This is a genomic window from Thermodesulfobacteriota bacterium (genome assembly GCA_040758155.1).
Lineage (GTDB): Bacteria > Desulfobacterota > Deferrimicrobia > Deferrimicrobiales > Deferrimicrobiaceae > UBA2219.
Window position 1 is genome coordinate 1 of the sequence record JBFLWB010000005.1, and the last position, 25109, is coordinate 25109.

Below are 25109 nucleotides of genomic sequence, written 5' to 3' on the forward strand. Positions count from 1 at the left end.
GGCGCGCCGGGGCCGCCCCCCCCCGTAAGTGCGGGTTCTCTAATTGTAAAAACACACGCGACAGCGGCCGGTGGAACCGGTTGGCCTTGCGCAGTTCCTTGTCGAGGTAATCCGCGAGGAACGCGGCGGAATGGACGCCGGTCTCCGGGTCCCGGAGCGACAGCTTGTCGATCCTGCCGAGGCGACTCACCGTGTCGAGCGCGGACGCCGCGTATCCGGATAGGAGCCGGGCCGCCTGGACGTCCCGCTCGCCGTACGGCTTCCCGTCGTTCCGCTCCCCCAGCTTCGCAAGGCCGATCACTTTCTCCTGGTGCCGCAGCGGAACATAGAGATGGGGCGCGTCCGCCGCGACGAACGGGTCGCCCTTCCAGACCTGCTCCGCGATGCCGGATTGCGATAGCCGGAAGCGGGAGCCTTCCGCCTCGATCCCGATCGAACCCCGGGCCGATGCGATCATGAGCTCGTCCGCCTCTCCCGGAGTGGCGAGCCAGATGGCGCAGCTCCCCGCGGCCAGCTCGCTCCCGAACGCGTCGGTGATCCGCGACAGGAGGTTCGCCTCGTCCGGCGACGACATCATTCCAAGGCACTGCCGGTACAGGGAGGCTATCGAATGGAACTCGAGTCCATCCTTTTCCGGCGTCTCCCAGAGGACCCACCGCGCCATCTCGTGAAGCGGGGGATCGCCCCGGTACAGGAAGACGACGCCGCTCGCCCCGTCGGCCCCCGCGAGGGTCCGCACGATGTCCGGCTTCGCGAGCCCGATCGGCGCCGCGACCGCGGCGTACGAGGCGATGTCCTGTTTCCATGAGGACGGCCGGCCCGCCGAACGGTACTCGAATTCGACCGTGTGATCGAGCACCGACAGGCGGAACCCGTTCTCCGGCCCGGCATTCTCCTTGAGAACGAGTATTCGGGAGGTTTTCATCGTGCGGGGTCGGCTACATTTTGTACTTGCTGAACTGCTCCGGATCCATCTTCTCGAGCAGCTCCGTCAATTTGTCCTTGCCCTCCGGCGCCCCGTCCAGGTTCTCGATCGGCAGGGCGTTCCGCAGGACCTCTTCCGCGACCATGATCGGGACTCCGCACCGGAGCGCGAGGGCGATGGCGTCGCTGGGCCTGGAATCGACGGTGAAGACGACACCCTCCCGTTCGAGGTGGAGGAGCGCATAGTACGTGTTGTCCCGGATCTCCGTGATCTCGATCCTCCGGAGGCTGGTCCCGGTCCTTTCGAGGATCGATTTCAGCAGGTCGTGCGTCAACGGCCGGGCGATCTCCACCCCCTCGATGACGACGATGATCGCGTTGGCCTCGACCATCCCGATCCAGATCGGAAGAGCCAGCCGGCTTTCGCGGTCCCGAAGGATCACGATGGGCGATTTCGTCATCGGATCGACGGTCACGCCGGCGACCACCATTTCCTTCTGCATCCCGCTACCTTTCCTCCCCGGCCAGCGTGTGCGCGCCGCAGGAATCGATCCGCACCGTGCGGAACGGCCCGGTCCCGCCTCCCGGGGTGAAGTTCACCATCTTATAGCACGGAGTCCGTCCGCAAATCTTCCCGGGATCCTTCGCGCTCCGGCCCTCCACCAGCACTTCGAACTCCTTCCCCACCGCTTCCTTCAGCCGTTCCCCGCTGTGCCGGTCCTGCAGCGCCTGGAGCCTGCGCAGCCGCTCACCGCTTTCCGCGGGATCGACCCGGCCGCCCATCGCCGCCGCGCGGGTGCCCGGCCGCGCCGAGAAGCAGAAGGAAAACGCCGAGTCGTACCGCACTTCCTCCATGGCGGAAAGCGTTTCCCGGAAATCCCCCTCCGTTTCCCCGGGGAATCCCACGATGAAATCGGACGAGAACGCCATTCCCGGACGGGCTCGCCGCAGCGCTTCGGCTTTCGAAAGGTATTCCCGTCGGGTGTATCCCCTTCCCATCCGCTCCAGCACCCGGTCGGAGCCCGATTGCAGCGGCAGGTGGACGTGCGGGCAGAGCGCCTCGATTTCGGAAAAGAGCCCGACGGTCCGCTCGTCCAGGTCCCTGGGATGGGAAGTGATGAACCGGATCCGGGAGATTCCATCGATGGCCGCCAGCCGCCGGAGCAGCTCGTGGAAAGGGATTTCCCCCTCCTTTTTCCCGTAGGAGTTCACGTTCTGCCCCAGCAGGACGATCTCCCGCACTCCCTTCCCTGCCAGCGCGCACGCCTCGGCGATCACGCCGGAGGACGGCCTGCTGACCTCGCGCCCCCGCACGCTCGGGACGATGCAGTAGGCGCAGAAGTTGTCGCATCCCTGCATGATGGTGAGCATCGCGGAAGAGGCGCCTTCGGACAGCCACGGCGCGATCTCCCAGTGCGCCGGCTCCCCTTCCATCGCGATCTCGACCGGCGGGAGGCCGTGCTGCGCTTCCCGGACCAGCTCCGGAAGCCGGGCGATGTTGTTCGTCCCGAAGACGATGTCGACGTGGGGCGCCCTTTTCCGCATCTGTTCGCCCGCCTGTTGCGCGAGGCAGCCGCCCACGCCGACGATCCGTCCCGGCCGCAGCCGCTTCCAGCGCCGGAGCGCCCCCAGCTCGCTGTAGATCTTCTGGTCCGCCTTCTCCCGGATGCTGCAGGTGTTGAGAAGGACGAGGTCGGCGTCCTCCAGGGAGGGGGCGGCGGTGAAACCTTCACCGGACAGCAGCGTCAGCATCCTGCCGGAATCGACCTCGTTCATCTGGCAGCCGAAGGTCTTTATGTATACGCTTCGGGTCATTGGAGGATCATTATAACACCCGGTCATCTTTCGATCCCCGCGCGGGCGCCGACTCCTTGCGCGTTATAATGCTTGATCGGAAGCATCTCGGTCACCAGGTCCGCCGCCTTGACGATCTCCCCCGGCGCGCCGCGGCCGGTGAGGACGAGCTCGAGATCGGCCGGCTTGTTCCGGACGGCGTCCAGAACTTCCGCCACGGGCAGGAGTCCGAAATCCATCGCACAGTTGATCTCGTCGAGGATGACGATGTCGGCCTTCCTCCCGGCGATCGCCTCCTTCGCGCGCTCCCACTGGAGGGAGGCCAGCCGGGAGTCCTCGGGGTCGGGGCGCTTCCGGTCGACGAACGAATCCCTGCCGGACCGGAAGATCTCCACATAGGGAGAGAGCATGCGGATCCCCTCGACCTCCCCGGGCTCGCCCCCCCCCTTCATGAACTGGTAGATCGCGACCTTGAGCCCGTGCCCCGCGGCGCGCAACGCCAGCCCGAGGGCGGCGGTGGTCTTTCCCTTTCCGTCGCCGGTGTACACCTGGACGTATCCCCTTCCGAGGCGTTCGGGGCGCATCGGGCGCCCTACTTGAGCAGCGACGAGGCGATCACCAGCCGCTGGATCTCGGAGGTCCCCTCGTAGATCTCGGTGATCTTCGCGTCGCGGAAATGCCGCTCCGCCGGGTATTCCTTGATGTATCCGTAGCCGCCGTGGATCTGCACTCCCTTGACGGCCGCCCGCATCGCCGCCTCGGACGCATAGAGCTTCGCCATCGAGGACTCCTTCGAATGCCGCATCCTCCGGTCCTTCATCCACGCGGCCCTCCAGGTGAGCAGCCGTGCAGCGTCGATCTCGGCGGCCATGTCCGCGAACATCCACTGGATCGCCTGGAACTCGCAGATCGCCTGCCCGAACTGCTTGCGGTCCTTCGAGTAGGCCAGCGCGTCCTCCAGCGCCGCGCGCCCGATACCCACCGCCTGGGATGCGATCCCGATGCGCCCCCCGTCGAGGGTGTGCATGGCGACCTTGAAACCGGCCCCCGCCTCGCCGAGGCGGTTCTTCGCCGGGACGCGGACGTCCTCGAATACGATGGAGGAAGTGGGCGCGCCCTTGATCCCCATCTTCTTCTCGTGCCGCCCCAGCGAGATCCCCTTCCACTTCATGTCGACGAGGAAGGCCGAGATCCCCTTGTGACCCTTCGCCTTGTCGGTCATGGCGAACAGCACGCAGAATTCCGCCTCCGGGGCGTTCGTGATGAAGTTCTTCTCTCCGTTGACGACGTAGCGGTCTCCGTCGAGGACGGCCGTGGTTTTCTGCGCGCCGGCGTCGGAGCCCGCCCCCGGTTCCGTTAGCGCGAAGCATCCCAGCTTCTTCCCGGATGCCAGCAGGGGAAGGAATTCCCGCTTCAGCTCCTCCGATCCGAATTCGAGGATCGGGTCGCAGACCAGGGAGTTGTTGACGGACATGATGACGCCCGTGGAGGCGCACGCCCGGGAGATCTCCTCGACGGCGATGGCGTAGCAGACGTGGTCCATCCCGGAGCCGCCGTACTCCTCGGGGACCGTGACGCCCATGAAGCCGAGATCGCCCATCTGCCGGACCAGTTCCGCGGGGAAGCGCCCCGTCTCGTCGACCTCCGCGGCGGCCGGCAGGACCTCCTTCAGCGCGAAGTCCCTCGCCGTCTCCCGGATCATCCTCTGCTCGTCGGTCAGTTCGAAGACCATCGTCCCCTCCCTACTTCCCCGTGAAATGAGGCCGCCGCTTTTCGAGGAACGCCGCGATCCCTTCCGCGCGATCGGCGGTCGAGAACGCCGCGGCGAACAACCCCGCCTCGAAGGCGCACGCGTTCGCCAGGTCCATGTCGAGTCCCCGGTTCATCGCCATCTTCGCCGCCTTCACCGCTGCCGGCCCCCGGGAAAGGATCTTCTCCGCCGTCTCCCTTGCCGCTGCCTGCAGCTCCGCAGCCGGGACCACGCGGTTGACGAGGCCGATCTCGAAGGCGCGCTGCGCCGCGATCATGTCTCCCGTCAAAACCATCTCCTTCGCCAGGTTGCGCCCGATGAGCCGCGGCAGGCGCTGCGTCCCCCCGTATCCCGGGATGATTCCGAGGGTCACCTCGGGCTGCCCGAACCGGGCGGTGTCCGCCGCCAGGATGAGGTCGCACGCCATGGCTACCTCGCACCCGCCGCCCAGCGCGAACCCGTTGACCGCGGCGATGACGGCCTGCGGCATCCTCTCGATGAGCGCAAGCGCCTCCTGTCCCAGCAACGCGAAGTCGAGCGCCTCCATGGGAGTGAATCCCTTCATCGCGGCGATGTCCGCCCCCGCGATGAACGCCTTCTCTCCCGCGCCCGTGAGGATCACGGCGCCTATGCTTTCCGCGCCCGCGACATCCTCGAAGGCCGCTTTCATCTCCCGGATCGTGTCCGGATCGAGGGCGTTGAGCGCCTTCGGGCGGTTGACCGTGATCGTCGCGATCCGCCCGGAGATATCGACCAGCAGGTTCCGGTGTTCCATCCCGAGTTCCCTCATCCCTTTTCGTATTTGTAGAATCCGCGTCCCGCCTTTTTCCCCAGGTATCCCGCGTCGACGTATTTCTCCAGCAGCGGGCATGGCCGGTATTTCGAGTCCGCGAATCCGCGGTGCATGACCTTCATCACTTCGAGCACGGTGTCCAGCCCGATCAGGTCCGCGAGCGCGAGCGGCCCCATGGGGTGGTTTGCTCCCATCTTCATGACCGCGTCGATGTCCTCCGCCTTTCCGACCCCCTCCATCAGCGCGAAAACCGCCTCGTTGATCATGGGCATCAGGATCCGGTTGGAGATGAAGCCGGGGGAATCGTTCGCCGGCACGGGCTCCTTCCCGAGGCGCCTCGAAAGCACCATCGTCGCCCCGAACGTCTCTTCGGAGGTGCGGAGCCCCCGGACGACTTCCACGAGCGTCATCAGCGGGACGGGGTTCATGAAATGCATCCCGACGACATGCTCCGGACGATCCGTCGCGGCCGCGATCTTCGTGATGGAGATGGAGGAGGTGTTCGTCGCAAGGATCTTCCCGGCCGGGAGGATCCCGTCGAGCCGCCGGAACAGGGAGAGCTTCAGATCCTCCCGCTCCGTGGCCGCCTCGATCGCGAAATCGCAGGAGGCGAACTCCGCAAGCTCCGTCGTTGCGGTCAGCCCGGAAAGCGCCCTCTCCCGCTCCGCGGCGGTGATCCGCTCCTTCCGCAGCAGGATGTCGAAACCTTTTTCGATGGCCGCCCGGGACCGGGCGAGGATCTCCCCGCTTACATCGTTCAGGACGACCCGGTATCCGCCCTGGAGGCAGACCTGGGCGATGCCGCTTCCCATCTGGCCCGCGCCGAGCACCCCGATTTTCCGGATCTCCACGGCAGCCTCCATTACTTTATGGCCTCCACGAGCATCGCCACGGCCTCCCCCCCTCCGATGCACAGGGAAGCGACGCCGTATCGCTCTCCCCGCTCTTTCATCGCGAACAGGAGAGTGGTCAGGATCCTTGCCCCCGACGCGCCGATGGGGTGGCCGAGGGCGACCGCGCCGCCGTTCACGTTGACCCTCGAAGGATCCAGAGAGAGTCCGCGGATCGCCGCCAGCGCGACGCAGGAGAACGCCTCGTTGATCTCGAACAGTCCGACCTTTTCCCGGGAGACGCCGGTATTCTCCAGGAGCCTCCGGATCGCCTCGATGGGCGCCTTCGTGAACCAGACCGGCTCCAGGGAGGCGGTGGCGTACCCGACGATCTTCGCCAGCGGCTTGATCCCGCGCTTCTTCGCCGCCTCGGAGGACATCACCATCACCGCCGCCGCCCCGTCGTTGATCGTCGAGGCGTTCCCCGCGGTGACCGTGCCGTTCTTTTCGAAGGCGGGTTTCAGATCCGGGAGTTTCTCGATGTTTCCCCGCCCGGGCTCCTCGTCCACGCGGAACGGAACCGGTTCGCCCTTCTTCCGGGGAACCGGGACTTCCACGATCTCCTTCTCGAACCGGCCCTCCCGGATGGCGTCGAGCGCCCGCCGATACGAGGAGGCGGCGTACTCGTCCTGCTCCCGGCGCGAGAGGTTCTGATCCTTCGCCAGCATCTCCGCGCAGCTTCCCATGTGTATGTCGTTGTAGGCGTCCCACAGCCCGTCGACGATCATGTGATCGTAGACCTTATCGTTCCCGAGCCGGTACCCGCTCCGCGCCTTCATCAGCAGGTAAGGCGCCTGGCTCATGGATTCCATCCCTCCCGCCGCGACCGCTTCGAATTCCGAGGTGGCGATCGACTGCGCCGCCAACATGATCGCCTTCAGCCCGGAACCGCACATCTTGTTGATCGTGAGCGCCCCCGCGGAAGGAGGAAGCCCGGCGAAGATCCCGGCCTGCCGCGCGGGCGCCTGTCCGATTCCGGCGGGGAGGACGTTTCCCATGATGACCTGCTCGACGTCGTCCTTTTCGATCCCGCTCCTCCGGATCGCTTCCCCGATGGCGATCGCCCCCAGCCTCGGCGCCGGGATGTCCGCCAGCCCTCCCATGAAGGACCCGACGGCGGTCCTCGCCGCTCCCGTGATGACGGCTTCTTTCATCGATCGATCCTCCTCTCGAGTGAGACGACGCGGTCGGCGAGCAAAAGGAACGGGTCTCCCCTCTCCTCCCGTTCCTCCGGCCCGCTGCCGAAACCGAGGATTCCTTCCAGCAGAACCGCATGCATTTCCGCGGCCAAATAACGCCCGACGATCACAAGGTCGCGGAGTTCTACGGCGCCCGGGGCGTCGTTGCGCAGCCGCTCGAGTCGCCGAAGCAGCCCATCACGTTCCACGTACGCCCGGAGCGACTTCCAGAGGCGTCCCTCGGTGCAGCGCTCTCCGGAGAGCGCCTCCGCGCGTTCCGCCAGCTCCTCGATCCAGTCGAGCGCCTCCAGCCGCCCTTCCGGAACGGGCTCCGGTCCGGCAACCCGCGCGTCCATCAGGGACGCGCACGGGCCTCCGGGATCCTCCATCACGGGGAGCATGCCGACGCAGTGAACGATTTCGGGGACGGGAAAAAATGGCGGGCAGCCGACGGCCATCCGCCCGGTGAGGACCTTCCAGCGTCGCACCGCCGGCGCCGGATCGCGCGCCACGAGGCCGGCGAACCGGATCCCCTCCGCGGCGCGGTCGTTCTTCATCTTCCGGCTACTTCCCCGCGTACAGCACGGCGAGGACGGTCGCCTCTTCCTCCCTTGCGGAATGCACGTGGTGCGGCGTCGAAGAGTTGTAATAGATGCAGTCCCCCTCCTTGAGGAGCTCGGACCGGCTCCCGAGGAGCACTTCGACTTCACCCGAGAGGACATAAAGGAACTCCTCCCCATCGTGGACGCTGCGCGCGGTCGGAGGCTCCGACATCGGGTGGAGCCGCAGCAGGAACGGCTCCATCTTCCTGCCCGCCTTTCCAGCGCCGAGCGATTCGTAGACGTAAGGGGTCTTCCCGCCCTCCTTCAATCCCACGCGGGACATGGAGGTGTGGTCTTCCTTCCGGACGATCGAATAATCGCACTCCTCCTTCCCGCCGATGAAGGAGGATACCGTCGTCCCGAAGGCGTTCGCGATCTGGACGAGCATGCCGATGGAGGGGGACACCATCCGGTTCTCCATCTGGGTCAGCAGGGCGGACGTGATGCCGACCTTTTCCGCGAACTGCTGATGCGTCAGCCCCGTCTTCTCGCGGAACTCCCGGATGTGCCGCCCGACGGGCACTTCGCCGCCGGCGCCTTTCTCCGAAGGCGTCCCCGTCTCCTTCTCCAGTTCGGACAGGATGTCATCCAACGTCTCGTCACGCGTGAATTCCGGCAAGGGCGGCTCCCTCCTTCAGTGCGTTGACGTTGAGGGGAATGAACTTCTCGTACTTCTTCGAGATCACTTTGGGAAGGCACGCGATCAGCGTCTCCAGCCGGACGACGCCCGTGAGCCCGACGTACGCGCCCAGCGCGATCATCGAGGCCATCTGGCGGCTCCCGATCCTGGTGCGCGCGATCTCGTCGGCGGCCACCGCCAGCAGCCGCACGTCCTTCCGGTCGACCTTGCTTCCGTCCACCAGGGAGCTGTTGATGACGAGGTCCCCCCCCGGCTGCAGGTTCGGAAGGAACTTGGCCAGGGAAGGCCCGTTCATGATGAGGAGGGAGGCGGGCCGCCCCACGACGGGCGAGCCGATCTCCTCGTCGGAGACGACCACGGTGCAGTTCGCCGTGCCGCCCCGCATCTCCACACCGTAGGAGGGGAAATAGGTCACGTTCTTCCCCTCTTCCATGGCGGCGAGGGCGAGGAGGTTTCCGATCATCAGGATGCCCTGGCCGCCGAATCCGGCCATTACGATGTCTTTCGTCATTATTCGAAGTCCGCCTGTTTCCGCTCCTTGAACACCCCGAGCGGGAAATACTCGACCATTTCGCCGAGAACGCGCTTCTGCGCGTCCAGCGGTTTCATCCCCCAGTTCGTCGGGCATGTGGACAGGACCTCGACGATGGAGAACCCCTTCCCCTGAAGCTGCATCTCGAACGCCGTCCGGACGGCCTCCTTGGCCTTCCGGATGTGGGCCGGCGAGGAGACCGTCACGCGGGTCGAATACGCCACCCCCTCGAGTCCCGCCAGCAGCTCGGCCATGCGGATGGGGTATCCCTCCGACCGGAAGTCGCGGCCGTACGGGGAGGTGGACGTCTTCTGCCCCAGGAGGGTCGTTGGCGCCATCTGCCCTCCCGTCATGCCGTAGGTGGTATTGTTCACGAAGACCACGGAGAGGTTCTCGCCCCGGTTCGCCGCGTGGACGATCTCCGCCATCCCGATCGAGGCCAGGTCGCCGTCGCCCTGGTAGGTGAAGACGAACCGGTCGGGCAGCGCCCGCTTGATCCCGGTGGCGATCGCAGGCGCCCGGCCGTGCGGCGCCTCCACGATGTCGAGGTCCATGTAGTCGTACAGGAGGACGGCGCAGCCGACGGGGGCGACCCCGACCGAATTCTCCCGCAGCTCCATCCGGTCGATGCATTCCGCGATGATCCGGTGGATCGTCCCGTGATGGCATCCCGGGCAATAGTGGAAACGCGCGTCCTTCAGCGTCGCCGGACGGTCGAACACCTTCTTCGAAAATATCGTTTTCTGCGCGGCTTTCATCGCTTTCCCCCCGCCAGTCCCCGGATGCGCTCGAAGATCTCGTCGGGGGTCGGAATCGCGCACGGCTTCCCGAAGAAATGGATGCGGTCGTGGCGCGTCGTGCTCCTGTAAACGTCCTCCACCATCTGCCCGGTGTTCATCTCGACGACGAGGATCGCGTCCACCTGCTCCGCGAACGCGCGCACCTCCTTCTCCGGGAACGGGAACAAGGTGATCGGCCGGAGCATCCCCACGGCGATCCCTTCCTTCCGCGCCCACTGGATCGCGGTTTTGCTCACGCGCGCGGCCGTCCCGAACGCGACGATCCCCACTCGGGCGCCGTCCGTCATGTACGCCTCCGAACGGACCTCCGCCCTCCGGATCTCCCGGAACTTGTCCTGAAGCTTCCAGTTGTGCGTCTCGATGGCGCCGTCCGTCAGGAACATGGACTTCACGTGCCGCGACGCGCGCCCCTTGCAGCCGGTCAGCGCCCACGTCTTCTCCGGCAGCCCCGGGGAGACGTACGGAACGGGGTCGTACGGCTCCTTCATCTGTCCCACGATCGCGTCGCCCAGGATCATGGCCGGGTTGCGGTACTTGTCCGCGAGGTCGAAGGCCAGCATCGTCAGGGAGTACATCTCCTGGACCGAGTGGGGGGCGAGAACGATGAGGTGCGCGTCGCCGTGCCCGGCGACCTTGGTCGCCTGGAAATAGTCGCCCTGCGAGGGGGCGATCCCTCCCAGCCCCGGACCCGACCGGGAGATGTTGACGATCACCGCGGGGAGCTGCGACCCGACCATGAAGGACAATCCCTCCTGCATGAGCGAGATCCCCGGGCCGGAGGAGGAGGTCATCACACGGTTCCCGGTCGAGGAGGTGCCCAGGATCATGTTGATCGTCGCGACCTCGCTCTCCGCCTGGAGGAAGGAGCCTCCCAGCGCAGGCAGATGCGCCGACATCCATTCGGGAATGTCGTTCTGCGGGGTGATGGGGTAGCCGTAGTAGAACCGGCACCCCGCGGCGACCGCTCCGTGGCAGATCGCCTCGTTCCCCTTCGCCAACACCTTCTTCGCCGCTCCGGCGGCCGGCGCCGCGCTCATCGCCACACCCGGATGCAGACGTCGGGGCACGTCTCGGCGCAGAGCGCGCACCCCGTGCAGTCTTCCGGCCGGGCGAAGACGGCCGCCGTGTATCCCTGCCGGTTGATTTCCTTGCCCATCTCGATGCAGTTCTTCGGGCAGACCGGCGGGCAGAGCTCGCACGCCTTGCACCGCTCGAAGTCGATCTCGATACTGCCTGTGGCCATACACATCCTTCCCGGCGGCCTTAGTGCTCCCTCGCCGCCCTTCCGATCAGTCGTACTTCGGCTTGAACTCGAAATAGTGCGTCGTGTCGATGAGCCGGACCGTACGGGATTTCGAACGCATGACGACCGACTGCGTATGCGCCCCTCCGCTGAAGAACCGGACCCCCTGCAGATAGTCCCCGAAGGTGACCCCCGTCGCCGCGAACATGACCTCGCTTGAGGCGAGGTCGTCGATGGCGTACACGCGGTCCAGGTCCGCGATCCCCATCGCCTTCGCGCGCTCGATCTCCTCCTTGTTCCGGAATTTGAGCACCCCCTGCATGTCGCCGCCGATGCACTTCAGCGCGGCGGCGGCGAGCACGCCTTCCGGCGCCCCGCCGATCCCCATGAGGATGTCCACGCCGGAGCCTTCCTTCGCGGTGGCGATCGCCCCCGCGACGTCCCCGTCGCCGATCAGCTTGATCCGCGCCCCGGCCTCCCGGCATTCCCGGATCAGCTCCTTGTGCCGCGGCCGGTCGAGGATGATCACGCACAGGTCTTCGACGTACACCTTCAGCGCCTTCGCGACGCTTCGCAGGTTCTCCGTCGGAGTGGCCTTGATGTCGATGGCGCCGTTCGCCTTCGGCCCCACGGCGATCTTGTCCATGTAAGTGTCCGGCGCGTGGAGGAACCCGCCTTCCTCGGCGATGGCGATGACCGCAAGGGCGTTGTTCCCGCCCGAGGCGACGATGCTCGTCCCTTCGAGGGGATCCACGGCGATGTCGACGCGCGGGTTGTCGGCCGCGCCGACCTCCTCGCCGATGTACAGCATCGGGGCCTCGTCGCGCTCCCCTTCGCCGATCACGACGCGTCCCTTGAACTGCACGTAGTTCAGCGCCTTGCGCATCGCCGTCACGGCCGCCTGGTCCGCCGCGACGTTGTCGCCGCGCCCCATCAGGCGCGCCGCCGCCAGCGCCGCCGCCTCCGTGACGCGGACCACTTCCAACGCGAGGTTTCGTTCCATCCCGGCTCCCCTCCTTCTCCTCGTTCTCGTATTTCCTAAGGTACGGCCCGTTCGGATTTCAGGCGAGAAGGTGATCGATCAGCATCGTACCGCGCGGCAGGAAGAGCCCGGTCTTCCGGGCGTCCTCCTCCGTGTACCGTCCTCCCGTCGCCGGGGGAAGCCCCGGGGGCGCGGGATAGAAGGCGAAGGGGACCGGCTCCTGGGCATGGGTCCGCAGCGCAACGGGAGTCGGGTGGTCGGGGAGGAGGAGGACACGCAGGTCGCCGCTCTCCCGGACCCGGGTCAGGATGGGCGTCAACATCTCCCGGTCGATCCGCTCGATCGCCCGGATCTTCTCCCGCACGTCCCCGTTATGCCCCGCCTCGTCGGGCGCCTCCACGTGGATCAGGACGAAATCCTTTTTCTCGAGCTCCCGAAGGGCGTACTCGGCCTTGCCGCGATAGTTCGTGTCGAGGTATCCCGTGGCGCCCGGAACATGGACGACTTCGAGCCCCGCGTAGATCCCGATCCCCTTGATGAGATCGACCGCCGCCACCACGGAGCCGGAAAGCCCGAACTTCTCCCGGAACGTCGGGATGCGGGGCGCCTTCCCCTGGCCCCAGAGCCAGACCGAGTTTCCCGGCGGATGCCCCGCCTCGGCGCGCTTCCGGTTCACCGGGTGGTCGGCGAACACTTCCCGGGAGATCTCCATGACCGTGAGGAGCAGTTCCGATCCCTCGCCTTTCGGGAGATATTCGGTGATCTTCTTCCCGTGGATGTCGTGGGGCGGCGTGGTCTCGACCGCGTCGATTCCCCCGGGCCAGACCATCAGGTGCCTGTAGGACACGCCGGTATGGAACCGGACTCCCATTCCCTGCGTCCGCTGCTGGAGGGAAGCGAGCAGGGAGTCCGCCTCGGCGGTCGTTATGTGCCCGCCCGAGAAGTCCTCCATCTCGGTGTCTGCGCCTTCGTTCCTCAGCGTGACGATGTTGCAGCGTACCGCCACGTCGTCGGGCGCCAGCCCGATGCCGATGGACGCGGCTTCCAGCGGAGAGCGCCCGGTGTACACGGCCGCGGGGTCGTATCCGAGGATGCTCAGGTTCGACACGTCGCTCCCGGGGTACATTTCCTGCGGAACCACCTGCACCATCCCCATCGCGCCGCGGGAGGCCATGAAGTCCATGTTCGGCTTCTCCGCGGCTTCGAGCGGCGTGCGGCTCCCGATTTCGGCGATCGGCCAGTCGGCCATGCCGTCCCCGATGAGGATGAGGAATTTGCTGCTCAAGGAGGGCTCCTTCGTCGGATTACAGGTTGTTTTCGATCCGGATCATCCGGGTGCGGTCGAGGACGTCGGGAAGCCGGTCGACCTCGGCGAGCGCGGAGCGCATGTTGCTCTCCTTCGCCTGGTGCGTGACGATGAAGATGGGGACGGCGTTCTCTCCGCGTCCCTTCTGAAGGACGGACAGGATGCTGATCTGGTGTCGTCCCAGCACCCCCGCGATCCGGGAAAGGACGCCCGGGCGGTCCATCACCAGGATCCGCAGGTAATACTCGCACTGCACCTCCTCGAAGGGGGCGATCCCCGTGATCATCTTCGGGTCGACGAGGGAGTACCCGCTCGGGGGGATCCTGCCCGTGGAGCCGCGGAGGAGGTTCCGCGAGATCTCGATCACGTCGCTGACGACGGCCGACGCCGTGGGCAGCATCCCGGCCCCCTTCCCGTACGAAAGGGAGGAGCCCACGAAGTCCCCTTTCACATAGATCGCGTTGTACGCGCCGTCCACGGTCGCCAGCAGGTAATGGGAGGGGATCATCGTCGGGTGGACCCGCGCCTCGATCCCGGCGCTCCCTTCCTTGGCGATCGCCAGCAGCTTCACCGTGTAGCCGAACTCCTTCGCGAATGTGATGTCGTCGGGCGAGACGTCGCGGATTCCCTCGACGTAGATGTCCTTCAGCGGCACCCTGCCGCCGGTCGCGAGCCAGACCAGTATCGCCAGCTTGTGCGCCGTGTCGATCCCGTCCACGTCGAACGAGGGATCGGCCTCGGCAATCCCCGCCTTCTGCGCCTCCGAGAGGACCTCGGCGAACGGCTTCCCCTCCTTCGTCATGCGGGAAAGGATGTAGTTGCAGGTGCCGTTGATGATCCCGTAGATACCCTGGATCCGGTTCGCGGCCAGCCCCTCCCGCAGCGTCCGGATGATGGGGATGCCTCCCCCCACGCTCGCCTCGAACCCGATGTCGACCCCGGCGTCGGCCACCGCATGCATGATTTCCTGGCCGCACTCCGCGAGGAGCGCCTTGTTCGCGGTGACGACCGATTTGCCGTGCCGGATCGCCTCCAGGAGGAAGTCCTTCGCCGCCCCGGTGCCCCCGATCAGCTCGACGACCACGTGGACGTTCGGATCGCGCGCGACCTGCATCCCGTCGGACACCAGCACCCCTTCCGGGAGAGCGACTCCGCGGTCCCGCCGCATGTCGCTGTCGGCGACCCGGACCAGCCGGACCGGGATCCCGACGCGCTTGCGCAGATGCTCCGCATTCTCGAGCAGGAGCTTCACCGTCCCGGTCCCGATGGTGCCGAAGCCGATGACGCCGACGCCGACTTCCTTGAAGGGCCGGCTCATTTCGTCCTCCCGCGAACCGGGGACTGGAGCATCGTCTTGACTCCCCGGATCGCCTGGCGGATCCGGTGCTCGTTCTCCACCAGGGCGAACCGGACGTATCCCTCGCCGTGTTCGCCGAACCCGACTCCCGGAGATACGGCCACCTTGGCGCGCAGCAGAAGCTGCTTGGAGAACTCGAGGGACCCCATTTCACGGAACGGCTCGGGGATCGGCGCCCACACGAACATGGTCCCCTTGGGCTTCTCGAACTGCCACCCGATGCGGGCGAATCCGTCGACGAGGCAGTCCCGCCGCTTCCGGTAGATCTCCACGGCCTCGTCCACGACCCGGTGGGGCCCGTTGAGCGCCACGGTCGCGGCGATCTGGATCGCCTGGAACATCCCGTAGTCGAGGTAGCTCTTGATCCGCGTGAGCGCCCCCACGAGCTGGCGGTTCCCTACGACGTACCCGACCCGCCAGCCGGCCATGGAGTATCCCTTCGACATCGAATACAACTCGACCGCGACATCCTTCGCCCCCGGGACCTGGAGGATGGACGGGGCCTTGTATCCGTCGTAGACCAGGTCCGCGTACGCCAGGTCGTGGACGACCAGGATGTCGTTCTCCTTCGCGAAGGCGACCACGCGGCGGAAGAATTCCAGGTCCACCACGGTCGTCGTCGGGTTGTGCGGGAAGGAAAGGATCATCATCTTCGGGCGCGGCCAGAGCGTCTTCATCGCCCGCTCGACCCGGTCCATGTAATCGTTCTCCCCGTTGATCAGGGGAATGGAGCGGACGTCGGCCCCCGCGATGACTACCGAATAGGTGTGGATCGGGTAGGTCGGGCTCGGGACGAGCGCGATGTCTCCCGGCCCCATGGTCGCCAGGACGAGGTGGGCCAGCCCCTCCTTCGCCCCGATCGTGGCGATCGCCTCCGTCTCCGGGTCGAGCTCCACCCCGTATTTCCGCTTGTACCAGTTGCAGATGGCCAGCCGGAGCTTGGGGATCCCCCTGGACGCGGAGTACCGGTGGTTCCTCGGGTTGCGGGCCGCCTCGGTGAGCTTTTCGACGATGTGCTTGGGGGTGGGCAGGTCGGGATTCCCCATCCCAAGGTCGATGATGTCCTCCCCCGCGTGCCGCAGCTTCGATTTCAGTTCCGTCACCACGGCGAAGACATACGGGGGAAGTCGTTGTATTCTCGGGAATTCCTGCATCGGGAGCTCCTGGAAAAAATAAAAGAACATTGTATTGAACCCCGGCGGCCAAGTCAAATTCCGCCTGTCGGCGAATCGACCGATTCTCCGTTTCGCGTTTCTTTCCGACGGATGAAAATATTCTTATTTATTGGACAGTATTCTTTCTTTTCCGGAAAAGGGACTCCTGTATTTACAAGATCCGATCGCGCTTTATTTCGAGGCCGGTTCCTTCCTTGATTCCTCGCAGAATTATAATCAGGAATAGAAGTCAAATAGTCGACAGGACCCTCCCTATCCAATTCGATTATACGGAGGTGCCCGCATGAAGAGTCCGTTCCTGGTTTTCACGGCGCTCGCCGCCGCGACTGCCCTGACCTTGGCCGGCTGCGAGGGAAGAAGTTCGTCCTCCATCACTCCAGCTTCACCGCAGGCCAATGTCGGCGGGGCCGCTGGCGGCAGCACGATCACGATTCAAGGCAACTTGGTAGGCGACGCATCGCAACCTTTGATCGTCGAGTCGAGTCTGGGCGGCGAGAACGGAGCCGGTCTCGAGATGGTGCCGCTGACGGGCCCGACGGCGGTGGTCGCGGTGGATGAAATCGGCAAGGTGGCGGCCAGCCAGGTCGTAACCCCTTCGGACGGCCGATTCCGCCTGGATTTACCCTCGGAGCGTTCTTTCATGATCCTGTTTCGCAAGGGCAGCCCGGCGGGCGTTACCTTGAGCCATCTCATCGTGGACCGCGCCACGGGGCGGATCGCCTTCACCCTGCCGAAGGACTCTCCGAACCTGAACCTCGGAAACGTGACCATCGACTCCCATCTGGGCAAGGCGTCTGCCGGAATCGATCCCGACTTGGCTGTATCCGCCGCCGTCTTCCCGCTGGATACGATCGAATGGCGGGGAACCTCGGACGTACCGACGGGCGGCAAGCCGAGTCCGCTCTTCGGCGCCGAGCCCTTCACACAACAGATGCTGCGCTTCGAGGAATTCGGAACCGAGCCGTTCCCGGCGCAGGCGTCCTCGAAGTGGATGCCGCTTCCGCAGCCTATGAACGCCCAAAGCGGCCCTCCGCCCATGGCCTTTGAGGCTTTCCTGGCCCAGACAGGGGTCGCTCCGCTTCCCACGCGGCGTTCGAACGTCAACGTCGAGAATCCCTGGAAGGGCGCCATCGAAGCCTTCCTCGGTCGCAAGCTCGCCCTCCCCGACGACGGGTCGATTCCGGGGGTGGCAGGACCGGCCGAAGGAAGGGCCCCGGGGGAAGGATGGGCCCACCAGTTCTGGGACACGCTCTTCCCGCAGCAGTTCTTCAAGACCGGGGTCACCGGCGCGCGCAGGAACGGCGGTCTCCGCGACATGCGGCAGCGGCACGGGTACAAGCTCGGCGAATTCGGGCCGGGCGGTCTGTATCATAACGTCGCGGGCGTACCCGCGACGGAAGGGACCGCCGCCGGCGTAGATGTCCGGTTCCACCCGAAGATGCCGCTCCAGAATCCGAATTCGATCTGGACCTTCGACGGCACCCTGCCGCCCAAGCTGTTCGTCGTGCGTCACGGCATACCGGTCCTGATGCGCAATTACAACGCGCTGCCGATCGACGTGACCGCCAACAACGGCTTCGGCAGGCACACCATCTCCACCCACGAGCACAACGGCCACCAGCCGGGCGAAAGCGACGGCTTTTTCGGCGCCTTCTTCTTCCCCGGGCAGTTCTACGACTATCGCTGGCCGCTGCAGCTCGCCGCGTTCAGCAACCTCAACAACGCCGCCGGCGCAGCGAACTTCGACGCTTCCGATCCGAGGGCGGCCCTCCCCTGCGATGACTGGGAAACGATCACGGTCCTCGTCAACGGCATCCCCACCGACAGGACATGCCGGGACGGCCGGATCATGATCCCCGGCGACTGGCGAGAGACGATGAGCTCTCATTGGTTCCACGATCATATGAAGGACCACACGGCGGAGAACGTCTACAAGGGAAACGCTTCGAAGATGAACTACTACAGCGCCCTGGATCGCGGCAACGAGGCCTACGACGACGGCGTCAACCTGCGCTTCCCCAGCGGCGCTTCATTGAGCTGGGGCAACCGCGACTACGACGTGAACATTCTATTGGCGGACAAGGCGTGGACGGCCGACGGCCAGCTCTGGTTCAATACGCGGGACACCGAAAACGGCTTCATCGGCGACCGGGTCCTGACCAACTGGCTGTTCAAGCCCTGGTTCGACGTGCGGGCGCGCAAGTACCGATTCCGTTTCCTGAACGGCGCCACATCGCGCGTCTTCGGAGTCGCTCTGGTGCATCGGGTAGCCGGCGATGCCGGAGAGCTGCCGGGACCGCCGGGCTCCAACGTTTCCTACAACCGCGTGCCCTTCCACATGATCGCCAACGACGGCAACATCCTCGAGCACGCGGTCCCCTTCGATGGCGTCGCGGATCTCATGCACGACGGAAATCCCGATCCGTGGAAGGGGCAGCTTCCGTCCCTTGCAATCGCCGAGCGGTACGACATCGTCGTGGACTTCGGCAAGTACGGCATCAGGCCGGGAGACAAGCTCTATTTCGTCAACGTCATGGAGCACCAGAACGGCAAGGGGACCAGGGGCAGGGTCCCGCTGGCGGAGATCCTGTCCGGGGAGTACAACCCCACGGTGCTGAACGGCCGCTGGGTAAACGGCGACCCGGGAGTCGGCCTGTTCCTGGAGCTGCGTGTCCATGCCTATGAAGGCACGGACGTCTCGATGAACCCGGCCGACTTCGAGCCGGGCAAGCGGAAGATGATCCCGCTGCCGCTCGACCGCGAAAAGATGACGGTGAACGGCGTTTCCCTGCTCGCCGCCAGGCACCACACCTTCGAGTTCGTCCACTCGGGCGGAGTGGAGGAGGAAACCGATCTTCACGGGCCGTGGTTCATCAAGGTCGACGGCGGCCCGATCAACGCGGCGATCGTCGAAAGGATTTCCGCCCTCCAGCACGGCGCGGTCGAGGTCTGGGAAATCGCCGGCGGCCGCGGCTGGACGCACCCGGTCCACATACACTTCGAGGAAGGGTTCATCCTCACGAGGAACGGCAGGATGCCTCCCGAGTGGGAGATGTGGGCCCGCAAGGACATGTACCGTATCGGACCCGAGCCGGAAAGCGGCGTAATCCAGGCCGCCATCCGGGCGCGCGACTTCTTCGGGAGGTTCATGCAGCATTGCCACAACACCATGCATGAGGACCACGCCATGCTGATGCGTTGGGACTCCGCGAAGGCGGGGGCTGTCCTTATGGACGCCCCTTTGCCCACTTTCGACGGCGTCTTCCTCGAGCCGTCCTTCGCGCTCGAAACGGCCGAAACCGGCGACGGCATTGGGCTGAAATAGCGGTCGCCGCCGGCATCGTCGGACTTCCCGGGGGGCCAGGGCAGGTCCCCCGGGAGGTTTATCCCGCGATTGAATCATACAAGCGGAAGGTCAATAAAAATATGGTTTTATAATTACATTACTAACCCGATAAATTCGTATTCATGCCAGTTATATGCATTGTTTAAAATATTTAATTAACATATCTAAAAAATAGCTTTATTTACTCTAGTAAATCCGAAACGAAACGCCATTTGTTATAATCAGTAATCATAACGGAATAAGGCAACCAGGACCCTCCACCTCCAATCCATGGAGGTATCGATACATGAAGAAGCTGATACTGATTTTTACAATATTCGCCGCCACGGCTGCCTTGACCCTGCACGGTTGCGGAGGAACCAGATCGACTTCCTCCACCCCGCCGCAAGCCAATGTCAGCGGGGCCGCGACCGGCACTTCGGCAATCGTTCAGGGCAACGTGGTAGGCGACGCGTCGGAACCGCTGATCGTCGAATCCATCGACAGCGGCGCCAACGGGGCCGATATCAAGATGGTGCCGCTGACGGGCCCGACAGCTGTGGTCGCGGTGGATGAAACCGGCAAGGTGGCGGCCAGCCAGGTCGTGACCTCTTCGGACGGCCGTTTCCGCCTGGATCTGCCCACGGAGCATTCGTTCATGATCCTGTTCCGCAAAGGAGGGCCGGAAGGGCTCACGTTGAGCCACCTTGTCGTAGACCGCGCCACGGGCAGGATCACCTTCAAGCTGCCGAAGGATTCACCGAGCATGAACCTCGGGAACGTGACCATCGACTCCCACCTGGGCAAGGCGTCGGCAGCGTCCGATCCCGACGTGCCCGTTTCCGCCGCCGTCTTCCCGCTGGACACGATCGAATGGCGGGGAACCTCGGACATTCCGACTCGAGGAAAGCCGAGCCCGCTCTTTGACGCCACGGACTTCTCCCAGAAAATGCTTCTTTTCGAGGAATTCGGCACCGAGCCGATGCCGATGCAGGCGGCCTCGAACTGGATGCCGCTTCCGCAGCCGATGAACGCCCAAAGCGGACCTTCGCCCATGGCGCTCGAGTCTTTCCTGGCCCAGACAGGGGTCGCTCCGCTCCCCACCCGGCTATCGAACGTAAACGTCGCGAGCCCATGGAAAGGCGCCGTCGAAGCCTTCCTGGGCAGAAAGCTCGCCCTGCCCTCCGACGGATCCATACCGGGTGTCCCGGGTCCCGCCGAAGGGAGGCCTTCCGGCGAGGACTGGGCCCACCAGTCCTGGGGCACGCTCTTCCCCAAAGTGTTCTACAAGACCGGTGTCGCCGGCGCGCGCACGAACGGCGGGTTCCGGGACGGCAGACAGCTTCACGGATATTCGCGCGGAGAATTCGCCGAGGGCGGGCTTTATCACAACACCGCCGGAGTCCCGGCGACGGAGGGGACGACGAAAGGCATCGACATCCGGTTCCATCCGGGCATGCCGATCCAGCACCCGAACTCCCTCTGGACCTTCGACGGCACGCTGCCGCCCAAGCTGCTCATGGTGCGCTACGGCGAGCCTGTCCTGATGCGCAACTACAACGCGCTGCCGATCGACGTGACTGCCAACAACGGCTTCGGCAGGCACACAATCACCACCCACGAGCACAACGGCCACCATGGGGCCGAGAGCGACGGGTTCGCCTGGGCCTTTTTCCACCCCGGGCAGTTCTATGACTACCGCTGGCCGCTGCAGCTCGCAGGCTACAGCAATAACAACAACTCCGTCGGCGCCGTCAACTTCGGCGCGTCCGATCCGAGGGCTTCCACCCCTTGCGTGGCGGGCGAATCGTTTTCCGTCATAGTCAATGGCATTCCCACCGTCCGGAGCTGCGAGAACGGCCGCGTCATGATCCCCGGCGACTATCGCGAGACGATGAGCACTCACTGGTTCCACGACCACATGCTCGACCACACCGCCGAGAACGTCTACAAGGGCAACGCCACGATGATGAACTACTACAGCGCCCTCGACCGCGGCAACGAGGCGATCGACGACGGCGTCAACCTGCGCTTTCCCAGCGGCACGGCTCTCAACTGGGGCAACCGCGACTACGACGTCAACCTGCTGGTGGCGGACAAGGCATGGGACGCCGCGGGCCAGCTATGGTTCAACACGCAGGAAACCACCCTGGGCTTTCTCGGAGACCGGTTGTTGACCAACTGGCTCTACAAGCCATACTTCGACGTGCGGGCGCGCAAGTACCGCTTCCGCATCCTCAACGGTGCGGTTTCGCGCATCATGGCCATCGGACTGGTGCATGAAGTCGCCGGCGACGCCGGAGAGCTGCCGGGCCCGGCGGGCTCCAACGTCTCCTACAACCGCGTGCCCTTCCACATGATCGCCAACGACGGCAACATCCTCGAGCACACGGTCCCCTTCGACGGCGTCATGGACGTTCTCCACGACGGCAACCCCGATCCGTGGAAGGGGCAGCTTCCTTCCCAGGGCATCGCCGAGCGTTATGACATCGTCGTCGATTTCAGCAAGCACGGAATCATGCCGGGCGACAAGCTCTACTTCGTCAACATCATGGAGCATCAGAACGGCAAGGGGACCAAGAGCAAGGTGCCGATGGCGGAGATCCTGTCGGGGACATATAACCCCGTAGTAAAGGATGGGCGCTGGATCAACGGCGACCCGGCCGTCGGCAAGTTCCTCGAGTTGCGGGTCCATGCCTATGACGGCACGGATGTCTCGATGAATCCGGCCGACTTCGAGCCTGGCAAAGCGAAGATGATCCCGCTGCCGCTCGACCGCGAAAAGATGACGGTGAACGGCGTTTCCCTGCTCACCGCCAAGCACCACACATTCGAGTTCGTCCACTCGAACGGAGCCGACCCCGAAACCGAGGCGCATGGGCCGTGGTTCATCAAGGTCGACGGCGGCCCGATCAATGCCGCATTCGGCAAGAGGATCTCCGCCATCCAGCGCGGCGTGGTCGAAGTCTGGTCGATCCAGGGCGGCCGCGGCTGGACGCACCCTGTGCATATACACTTTGAGGAGGGGTATATCCTCACTCGGAACGGCAGGATGCCTCCCGAGTGGGAGATGTGGGCCCGCAAGGACATGTACCGGATCGGCCCGGAGAACGACAGCGGCGTGATCCAGGCCGCCTTCCGGGCGCGCGATTTCCTTGGGCAATTCATGGAGCATTGCCACAACACCATGCATGAGGACCACGCGATGCTGCTGCGTTGGGACTCCAAGAAGGCGGGCCCCGACCTGGCGGACTCGCCGTTGGCCACTTTCGACGGGGTCTTCTTCGAACCGTCCTTCACGCTCGACCTGGCCGACATCGGTGACGGAATCGGCTTGAAATAGGAACCGATATTGATATAATGTCTGTCTCAACCTCCGGGGTGACTCTTCCAGGAAGGCCCCCCGGAGGTTCTATTTTCATCGGGAGCATCCTCAATCGAACCGGGCTTGTCTCATAAATCTGTCTGATATTTTTATAATTTCTTCATGCACGCGCGCCCATCCCCCCTCCCTGTCAATTATTATTCATTAATCCATTCAATGGGTTACATAAATTCGCAAGAACTGTTCTTATCGGGCACGCATTTTGCTTTTTTTGGAAGCAAAGTGAATTTGGATTCTTTTACGAGTTTGTCAACACAGGACCACAACCTTTAACCACCGTTCCAGGAGGTTTATATGAAAAAAGCAGCTATGATGTTCCTCTGGATGCTCGCCGCAGTCGGACTGGTGATGTCCGGCTGCGGCGGAAGCAGCGGGTCGCTTACCGGCACCCCGCCGGGGGATGGTACCGCAGCCACCCTGCAAGGCAACGTGATCGGGGATGCCAACCCCGTGCTGGTTGCCGACGCTCAGACGGCCGCCTCGCAGGAATCTCCCCTCATTGCCGCCATCAAGGCGGCCTTCGCGATCGGGACCCCGATGGTTCCCCTGGCAGGCCCGACGGCGGTCATCGCGGTGGACGAAACCGGCGCCGTCGCAGGCAGCCAGGTCGTTACGGCGGCGAACGGCAATTTCAGCATCACGCTGCCCACGGACCATTCCTACATGATCCTGTTCCGGGACGGCACGGAGACGGGCCCGACGCTGAGCTACCTCGTGCTGGACAGCGCCACGGGAAGGAACACCTTCAGCCTCCCGAAGGGGTCCCCCGATACGAACCTCGGGGACGTCCTGATCGACTCCCAGTCCGGCAAAGCGCTGTGCGAAGCCGATCCCAACCTGCCCGAGACCACCGTCGCCTTCCCGCTGGACCAGATCGAGTTCCGGGCGGCCGTGGACATTCCGACCGGCGCCCCGCCGAGCCCGCTCTTCGGCGCCGAGGATTTCTCCCAGCAGATGCTCCTCTTCGAGGAATTCGGCACCGAGCCGCTGCCGGCGGCCGAAGCCGCGACCTGGACCGCTCTCCCGCTGCCGGTTTCCCCCCAAAGCGGACCGCAGGGCGCGGCGCTGGACGCCTTCCTGGCCCAGGACGGGATTTCTCCCTTCCCGACGCGGCTCTCCAACGTCGACGTCGCGTCTCCGTGGAAAGGCGCCATCGAAGCTTTCCTCGGCCGCCCGCTTGCGCTCCCCGCGGATAATTCGATCCCCGGAGTCGCCGGACCGGCCGAAGGGCGCCCGTCCGGAGAGTTTTATGCCCATCAGTACTGGAACGAACTCTACCCGCAGCAATATTTCAAGACCACCGTGTCCCCCTCGAGGGTCAACGGCGGCCTCCGCGATGCGAGGCAGATGCACGGGTATGCGGTCGGAGAATTCGCGCCCGGCGGGCTGTATCACAACGTAGCGGGCATCCCGGCTACCGAAGGAACGTCGGCCGGCATCGCCATCGCGTTCCACCCGAACATGCCGGTCCAGTCGCAGACCTCTCTCTGGACCTTCGACGGCACGCTGCCGCCCAAGCTGCTCATGATCCGCTACGGGGTCCCGACCCTGATGCGCAACTACAACACGCTGCCGATCGACGTGACCGCGAACGCAGGTTTCGGCCGGCACACCATCTCCACGCACGATCACAACGGCCACTCCCCCGGCGAGAGCGACGGCTCTCCCGCCGACTTCTTCTTCCCGGGGCAGTACTTCGACTACCGCTGGCCGATGCAGCTCGCCGGCTTCAGCCAGAACAACAACTCCTTCGGCGCCATCAACTATGACGCCTCCGATCCCAGGGCGGCCATCCCCTGCGAGGCGGGCGAATCGTTCCCGGTTCTCGTGAACGGCGTTCCCGAGGTCCGGAGCTGCGTGAACGGGCGGATCCAGATCCCCGGCGATTGGCGCGAGACGATGAGCACCCATTGGTTCCACGATCACATGCTCGACCATACCTCCGAGAACGTCTACAAGGGCAACGCCACGATGATGAACTACTACAGCGCCCTCGACCGCGGCAACGAGGGGCTCGACGACGGCGTCAACCTGCGCCTCCCCAGCGGCACGGCTCTGAACTGGGGCAACCGCGACTACGACGTGAACCTGGTCGTGGCGGACAAGGCGTGGGGCGCGGACGGCCAGCTCTGGTTCAATACCGCGGAAACCGACACCGGCTTCATGGCCGACCGGATGACGGTCAACTTCCTCTACAAGCCCTACTTCGACGTTCGGGCGCGCAGGTATCGCTTCCGGATCCTCAACGGCTCGGTGTCGCGCATCATGGCGCTCGGGCTGGTGCATGAGGTCGCCGGCAACACCGGGTTAGAGTCCCCGTGAGTGTGTAAATCGGCAATGGGGTTGGGTTGGCGGTTGACAGTGCCGGCCACCGCGTGGTTCTCATCTTTTCGTGATCTCGCCAAAGACACGGAAAGAAGGAGGACACCGCAA

General features: G+C 64.8%; 20 protein-coding genes and 1 pseudogene. 3 read left to right on the forward strand and 18 right to left on the reverse strand.

Features of this window, described 5'->3' with window-relative positions:
* The 18 genes from AB1346_00265 to alaC form a co-directional block, all read right to left on the reverse strand.
* A partial coding sequence (locus AB1346_00265; GenBank protein ID MEW6718867.1) for a GAF domain-containing protein occupies positions 1 to 925 on the reverse strand: 925 nt, incomplete at its 3' end.
* 13 nt (positions 926 to 938) lie between these two features.
* Positions 939 to 1427: a bifunctional nuclease family protein gene (locus AB1346_00270; protein ID MEW6718868.1), complete on the reverse strand. Its 489-nt coding sequence runs from the start codon at positions 1425 to 1427 to the stop codon at positions 939 to 941.
* Positions 1428 to 1431: 4 nt separating this feature from the next.
* Positions 1432 to 2739, reverse strand: a complete 1308-nt coding sequence (miaB, locus tag AB1346_00275; GenBank protein ID MEW6718869.1) for a tRNA (N6-isopentenyl adenosine(37)-C2)-methylthiotransferase MiaB — start codon at positions 2737 to 2739, stop codon at positions 1432 to 1434.
* Positions 2740 to 2762: 23 nt separating this feature from the next.
* Complete coding sequence (cobO, locus tag AB1346_00280) at positions 2763 to 3302, reverse strand: cob(I)yrinic acid a,c-diamide adenosyltransferase (protein ID MEW6718870.1); 540 nt, start codon at positions 3300 to 3302, stop codon at positions 2763 to 2765.
* Between the two features lie 8 nt (positions 3303 to 3310).
* Positions 3311 to 4450 carry an acyl-CoA dehydrogenase gene (locus AB1346_00285; protein MEW6718871.1) on the reverse strand — a complete coding sequence of 380 codons (1140 nt, stop codon included), beginning with the start codon at positions 4448 to 4450 and terminating at the stop codon, positions 3311 to 3313.
* Between the two features lie 10 nt (positions 4451 to 4460).
* Entirely contained in the window at positions 4461 to 5243 is a 783-nt protein-coding gene (locus tag AB1346_00290) for an enoyl-CoA hydratase-related protein (protein ID MEW6718872.1), read from the reverse strand.
* Between the two features lie 11 nt (positions 5244 to 5254).
* Positions 5255 to 6112, reverse strand: a complete 858-nt coding sequence (locus tag AB1346_00295) for a 3-hydroxybutyryl-CoA dehydrogenase (GenBank protein MEW6718873.1) — start codon at positions 6110 to 6112, stop codon at positions 5255 to 5257.
* Between the two features lie 11 nt (positions 6113 to 6123).
* A complete protein-coding gene (locus tag AB1346_00300) occupies positions 6124 to 7305 on the reverse strand; it encodes an acetyl-CoA C-acetyltransferase (GenBank protein ID MEW6718874.1) in 1182 nt (393 codons plus the stop codon).
* Positions 7302 to 7886 carry a hypothetical protein gene (locus tag AB1346_00305; GenBank protein MEW6718875.1) on the reverse strand — a complete coding sequence of 195 codons (585 nt, stop codon included), beginning with the start codon at positions 7884 to 7886 and terminating at the stop codon, positions 7302 to 7304. Before AB1346_00305 ends, AB1346_00300 begins: the two co-directional genes overlap by 4 nt.
* A 7-nt stretch (positions 7887 to 7893) precedes the next feature.
* Entirely contained in the window at positions 7894 to 8550 is a 657-nt protein-coding gene (locus AB1346_00310) for an XRE family transcriptional regulator (protein MEW6718876.1), read from the reverse strand.
* Positions 8531 to 9082: a 2-oxoacid:acceptor oxidoreductase family protein gene (locus tag AB1346_00315; protein MEW6718877.1), complete on the reverse strand. Its 552-nt coding sequence runs from the start codon at positions 9080 to 9082 to the stop codon at positions 8531 to 8533. The genes AB1346_00310 and AB1346_00315 overlap by 20 nt, the downstream gene beginning before the upstream one ends.
* Positions 9082 to 9861 carry a thiamine pyrophosphate-dependent enzyme gene (locus tag AB1346_00320; protein MEW6718878.1) on the reverse strand — a complete coding sequence of 260 codons (780 nt, stop codon included), beginning with the start codon at positions 9859 to 9861 and terminating at the stop codon, positions 9082 to 9084. Before AB1346_00320 ends, AB1346_00315 begins: the two co-directional genes overlap by 1 nt.
* On the reverse strand, positions 9858 to 10940 hold the full coding sequence (locus AB1346_00325; protein ID MEW6718879.1) for a 3-methyl-2-oxobutanoate dehydrogenase subunit VorB: 1083 nt from the start codon (positions 10938 to 10940) through the stop codon (positions 9858 to 9860). Before AB1346_00325 ends, AB1346_00320 begins: the two co-directional genes overlap by 4 nt.
* Positions 10937 to 11146, reverse strand: coding sequence for a 4Fe-4S dicluster domain-containing protein (locus AB1346_00330; protein MEW6718880.1), 210 nt, complete (start codon positions 11144 to 11146; stop codon positions 10937 to 10939). Before AB1346_00330 ends, AB1346_00325 begins: the two co-directional genes overlap by 4 nt.
* Before the next feature lie 46 nt (positions 11147 to 11192).
* On the reverse strand, positions 11193 to 12149 hold the full coding sequence (gene glpX / locus AB1346_00335; protein MEW6718881.1) for a class II fructose-bisphosphatase: 957 nt from the start codon (positions 12147 to 12149) through the stop codon (positions 11193 to 11195).
* A 58-nt stretch (positions 12150 to 12207) separates the two neighbouring features.
* Entirely contained in the window at positions 12208 to 13413 is a 1206-nt protein-coding gene (locus AB1346_00340; GenBank protein MEW6718882.1) for a cofactor-independent phosphoglycerate mutase, read from the reverse strand.
* A 19-nt stretch (positions 13414 to 13432) separates the two neighbouring features.
* Complete coding sequence (locus AB1346_00345; GenBank protein ID MEW6718883.1) at positions 13433 to 14752, reverse strand: homoserine dehydrogenase; 1320 nt, start codon at positions 14750 to 14752, stop codon at positions 13433 to 13435.
* A complete protein-coding gene (gene alaC, locus AB1346_00350; GenBank protein ID MEW6718884.1) occupies positions 14749 to 15945 on the reverse strand; it encodes an alanine transaminase in 1197 nt (398 codons plus the stop codon). Before alaC ends, AB1346_00345 begins: the two co-directional genes overlap by 4 nt.
* A 304-nt stretch (positions 15946 to 16249) precedes the next feature.
* On the opposite strand from alaC, the gene AB1346_00355 reads away from it, so the two are divergent.
* From AB1346_00355 to AB1346_00365, 3 genes and pseudogenes are all read left to right on the forward strand, one after another.
* Positions 16250 to 19291: a multicopper oxidase domain-containing protein gene (locus tag AB1346_00355; protein MEW6718885.1), complete on the forward strand. Its 3042-nt coding sequence runs from the start codon at positions 16250 to 16252 to the stop codon at positions 19289 to 19291.
* Positions 19292 to 19751: 460 nt separating this feature from the next.
* On the forward strand, positions 19752 to 22634 hold the full coding sequence (locus AB1346_00360) for a multicopper oxidase domain-containing protein (GenBank protein MEW6718886.1): 2883 nt from the start codon (positions 19752 to 19754) through the stop codon (positions 22632 to 22634).
* Between the two features lie 957 nt (positions 22635 to 23591).
* A pseudogene (locus AB1346_00365) lies at positions 23592 to 24983 on the forward strand (copper oxidase).
* The last annotated feature ends 126 nt before the right edge of the window (positions 24984 to 25109 follow it).

Excerpts from the sequence above, each read along its gene's own strand:
- AB1346_00270 (MEW6718868.1), bottom strand. The coding sequence starts at position 1,427 with ATGCAGAAGGAAATGGTGGTCGCCGGCGTGACCGTCGATCCGATGACG.
- miaB (MEW6718869.1), bottom strand. The coding sequence starts at position 2,739 with ATGACCCGAAGCGTATACATAAAGACCTTCGGCTGCCAGATGAACGAG.
- cobO (MEW6718870.1), bottom strand. The coding sequence starts at position 3,302 with ATGCGCCCCGAACGCCTCGGAAGGGGATACGTCCAGGTGTACACCGGC.
- AB1346_00285 (MEW6718871.1), bottom strand. The coding sequence starts at position 4,450 with ATGGTCTTCGAACTGACCGACGAGCAGAGGATGATCCGGGAGACGGCG.
- AB1346_00290 (MEW6718872.1), bottom strand. The coding sequence starts at position 5,243 with ATGGAACACCGGAACCTGCTGGTCGATATCTCCGGGCGGATCGCGACG.
- AB1346_00300 (MEW6718874.1), bottom strand. The coding sequence starts at position 7,305 with ATGAAAGAAGCCGTCATCACGGGAGCGGCGAGGACCGCCGTCGGGTCC.
- AB1346_00305 (MEW6718875.1), bottom strand. The coding sequence starts at position 7,886 with ATGAAGAACGACCGCGCCGCGGAGGGGATCCGGTTCGCCGGCCTCGTG.
- AB1346_00315 (MEW6718877.1), bottom strand. The coding sequence starts at position 9,082 with ATGACGAAAGACATCGTAATGGCCGGATTCGGCGGCCAGGGCATCCTG.
- AB1346_00320 (MEW6718878.1), bottom strand. The coding sequence starts at position 9,861 with ATGAAAGCCGCGCAGAAAACGATATTTTCGAAGAAGGTGTTCGACCGT.
- AB1346_00325 (MEW6718879.1), bottom strand. The coding sequence starts at position 10,940 with ATGAGCGCGGCGCCGGCCGCCGGAGCGGCGAAGAAGGTGTTGGCGAAG.
- AB1346_00330 (MEW6718880.1), bottom strand. The coding sequence starts at position 11,146 with ATGGCCACAGGCAGTATCGAGATCGACTTCGAGCGGTGCAAGGCGTGC.
- glpX (MEW6718881.1), bottom strand. The coding sequence starts at position 12,149 with ATGGAACGAAACCTCGCGTTGGAAGTGGTCCGCGTCACGGAGGCGGCG.
- AB1346_00345 (MEW6718883.1), bottom strand. The coding sequence starts at position 14,752 with ATGAGCCGGCCCTTCAAGGAAGTCGGCGTCGGCGTCATCGGCTTCGGC.
- alaC (MEW6718884.1), bottom strand. The coding sequence starts at position 15,945 with ATGCAGGAATTCCCGAGAATACAACGACTTCCCCCGTATGTCTTCGCC.
- AB1346_00355 (MEW6718885.1), top strand. The coding sequence starts at position 16,250 with ATGAAGAGTCCGTTCCTGGTTTTCACGGCGCTCGCCGCCGCGACTGCC.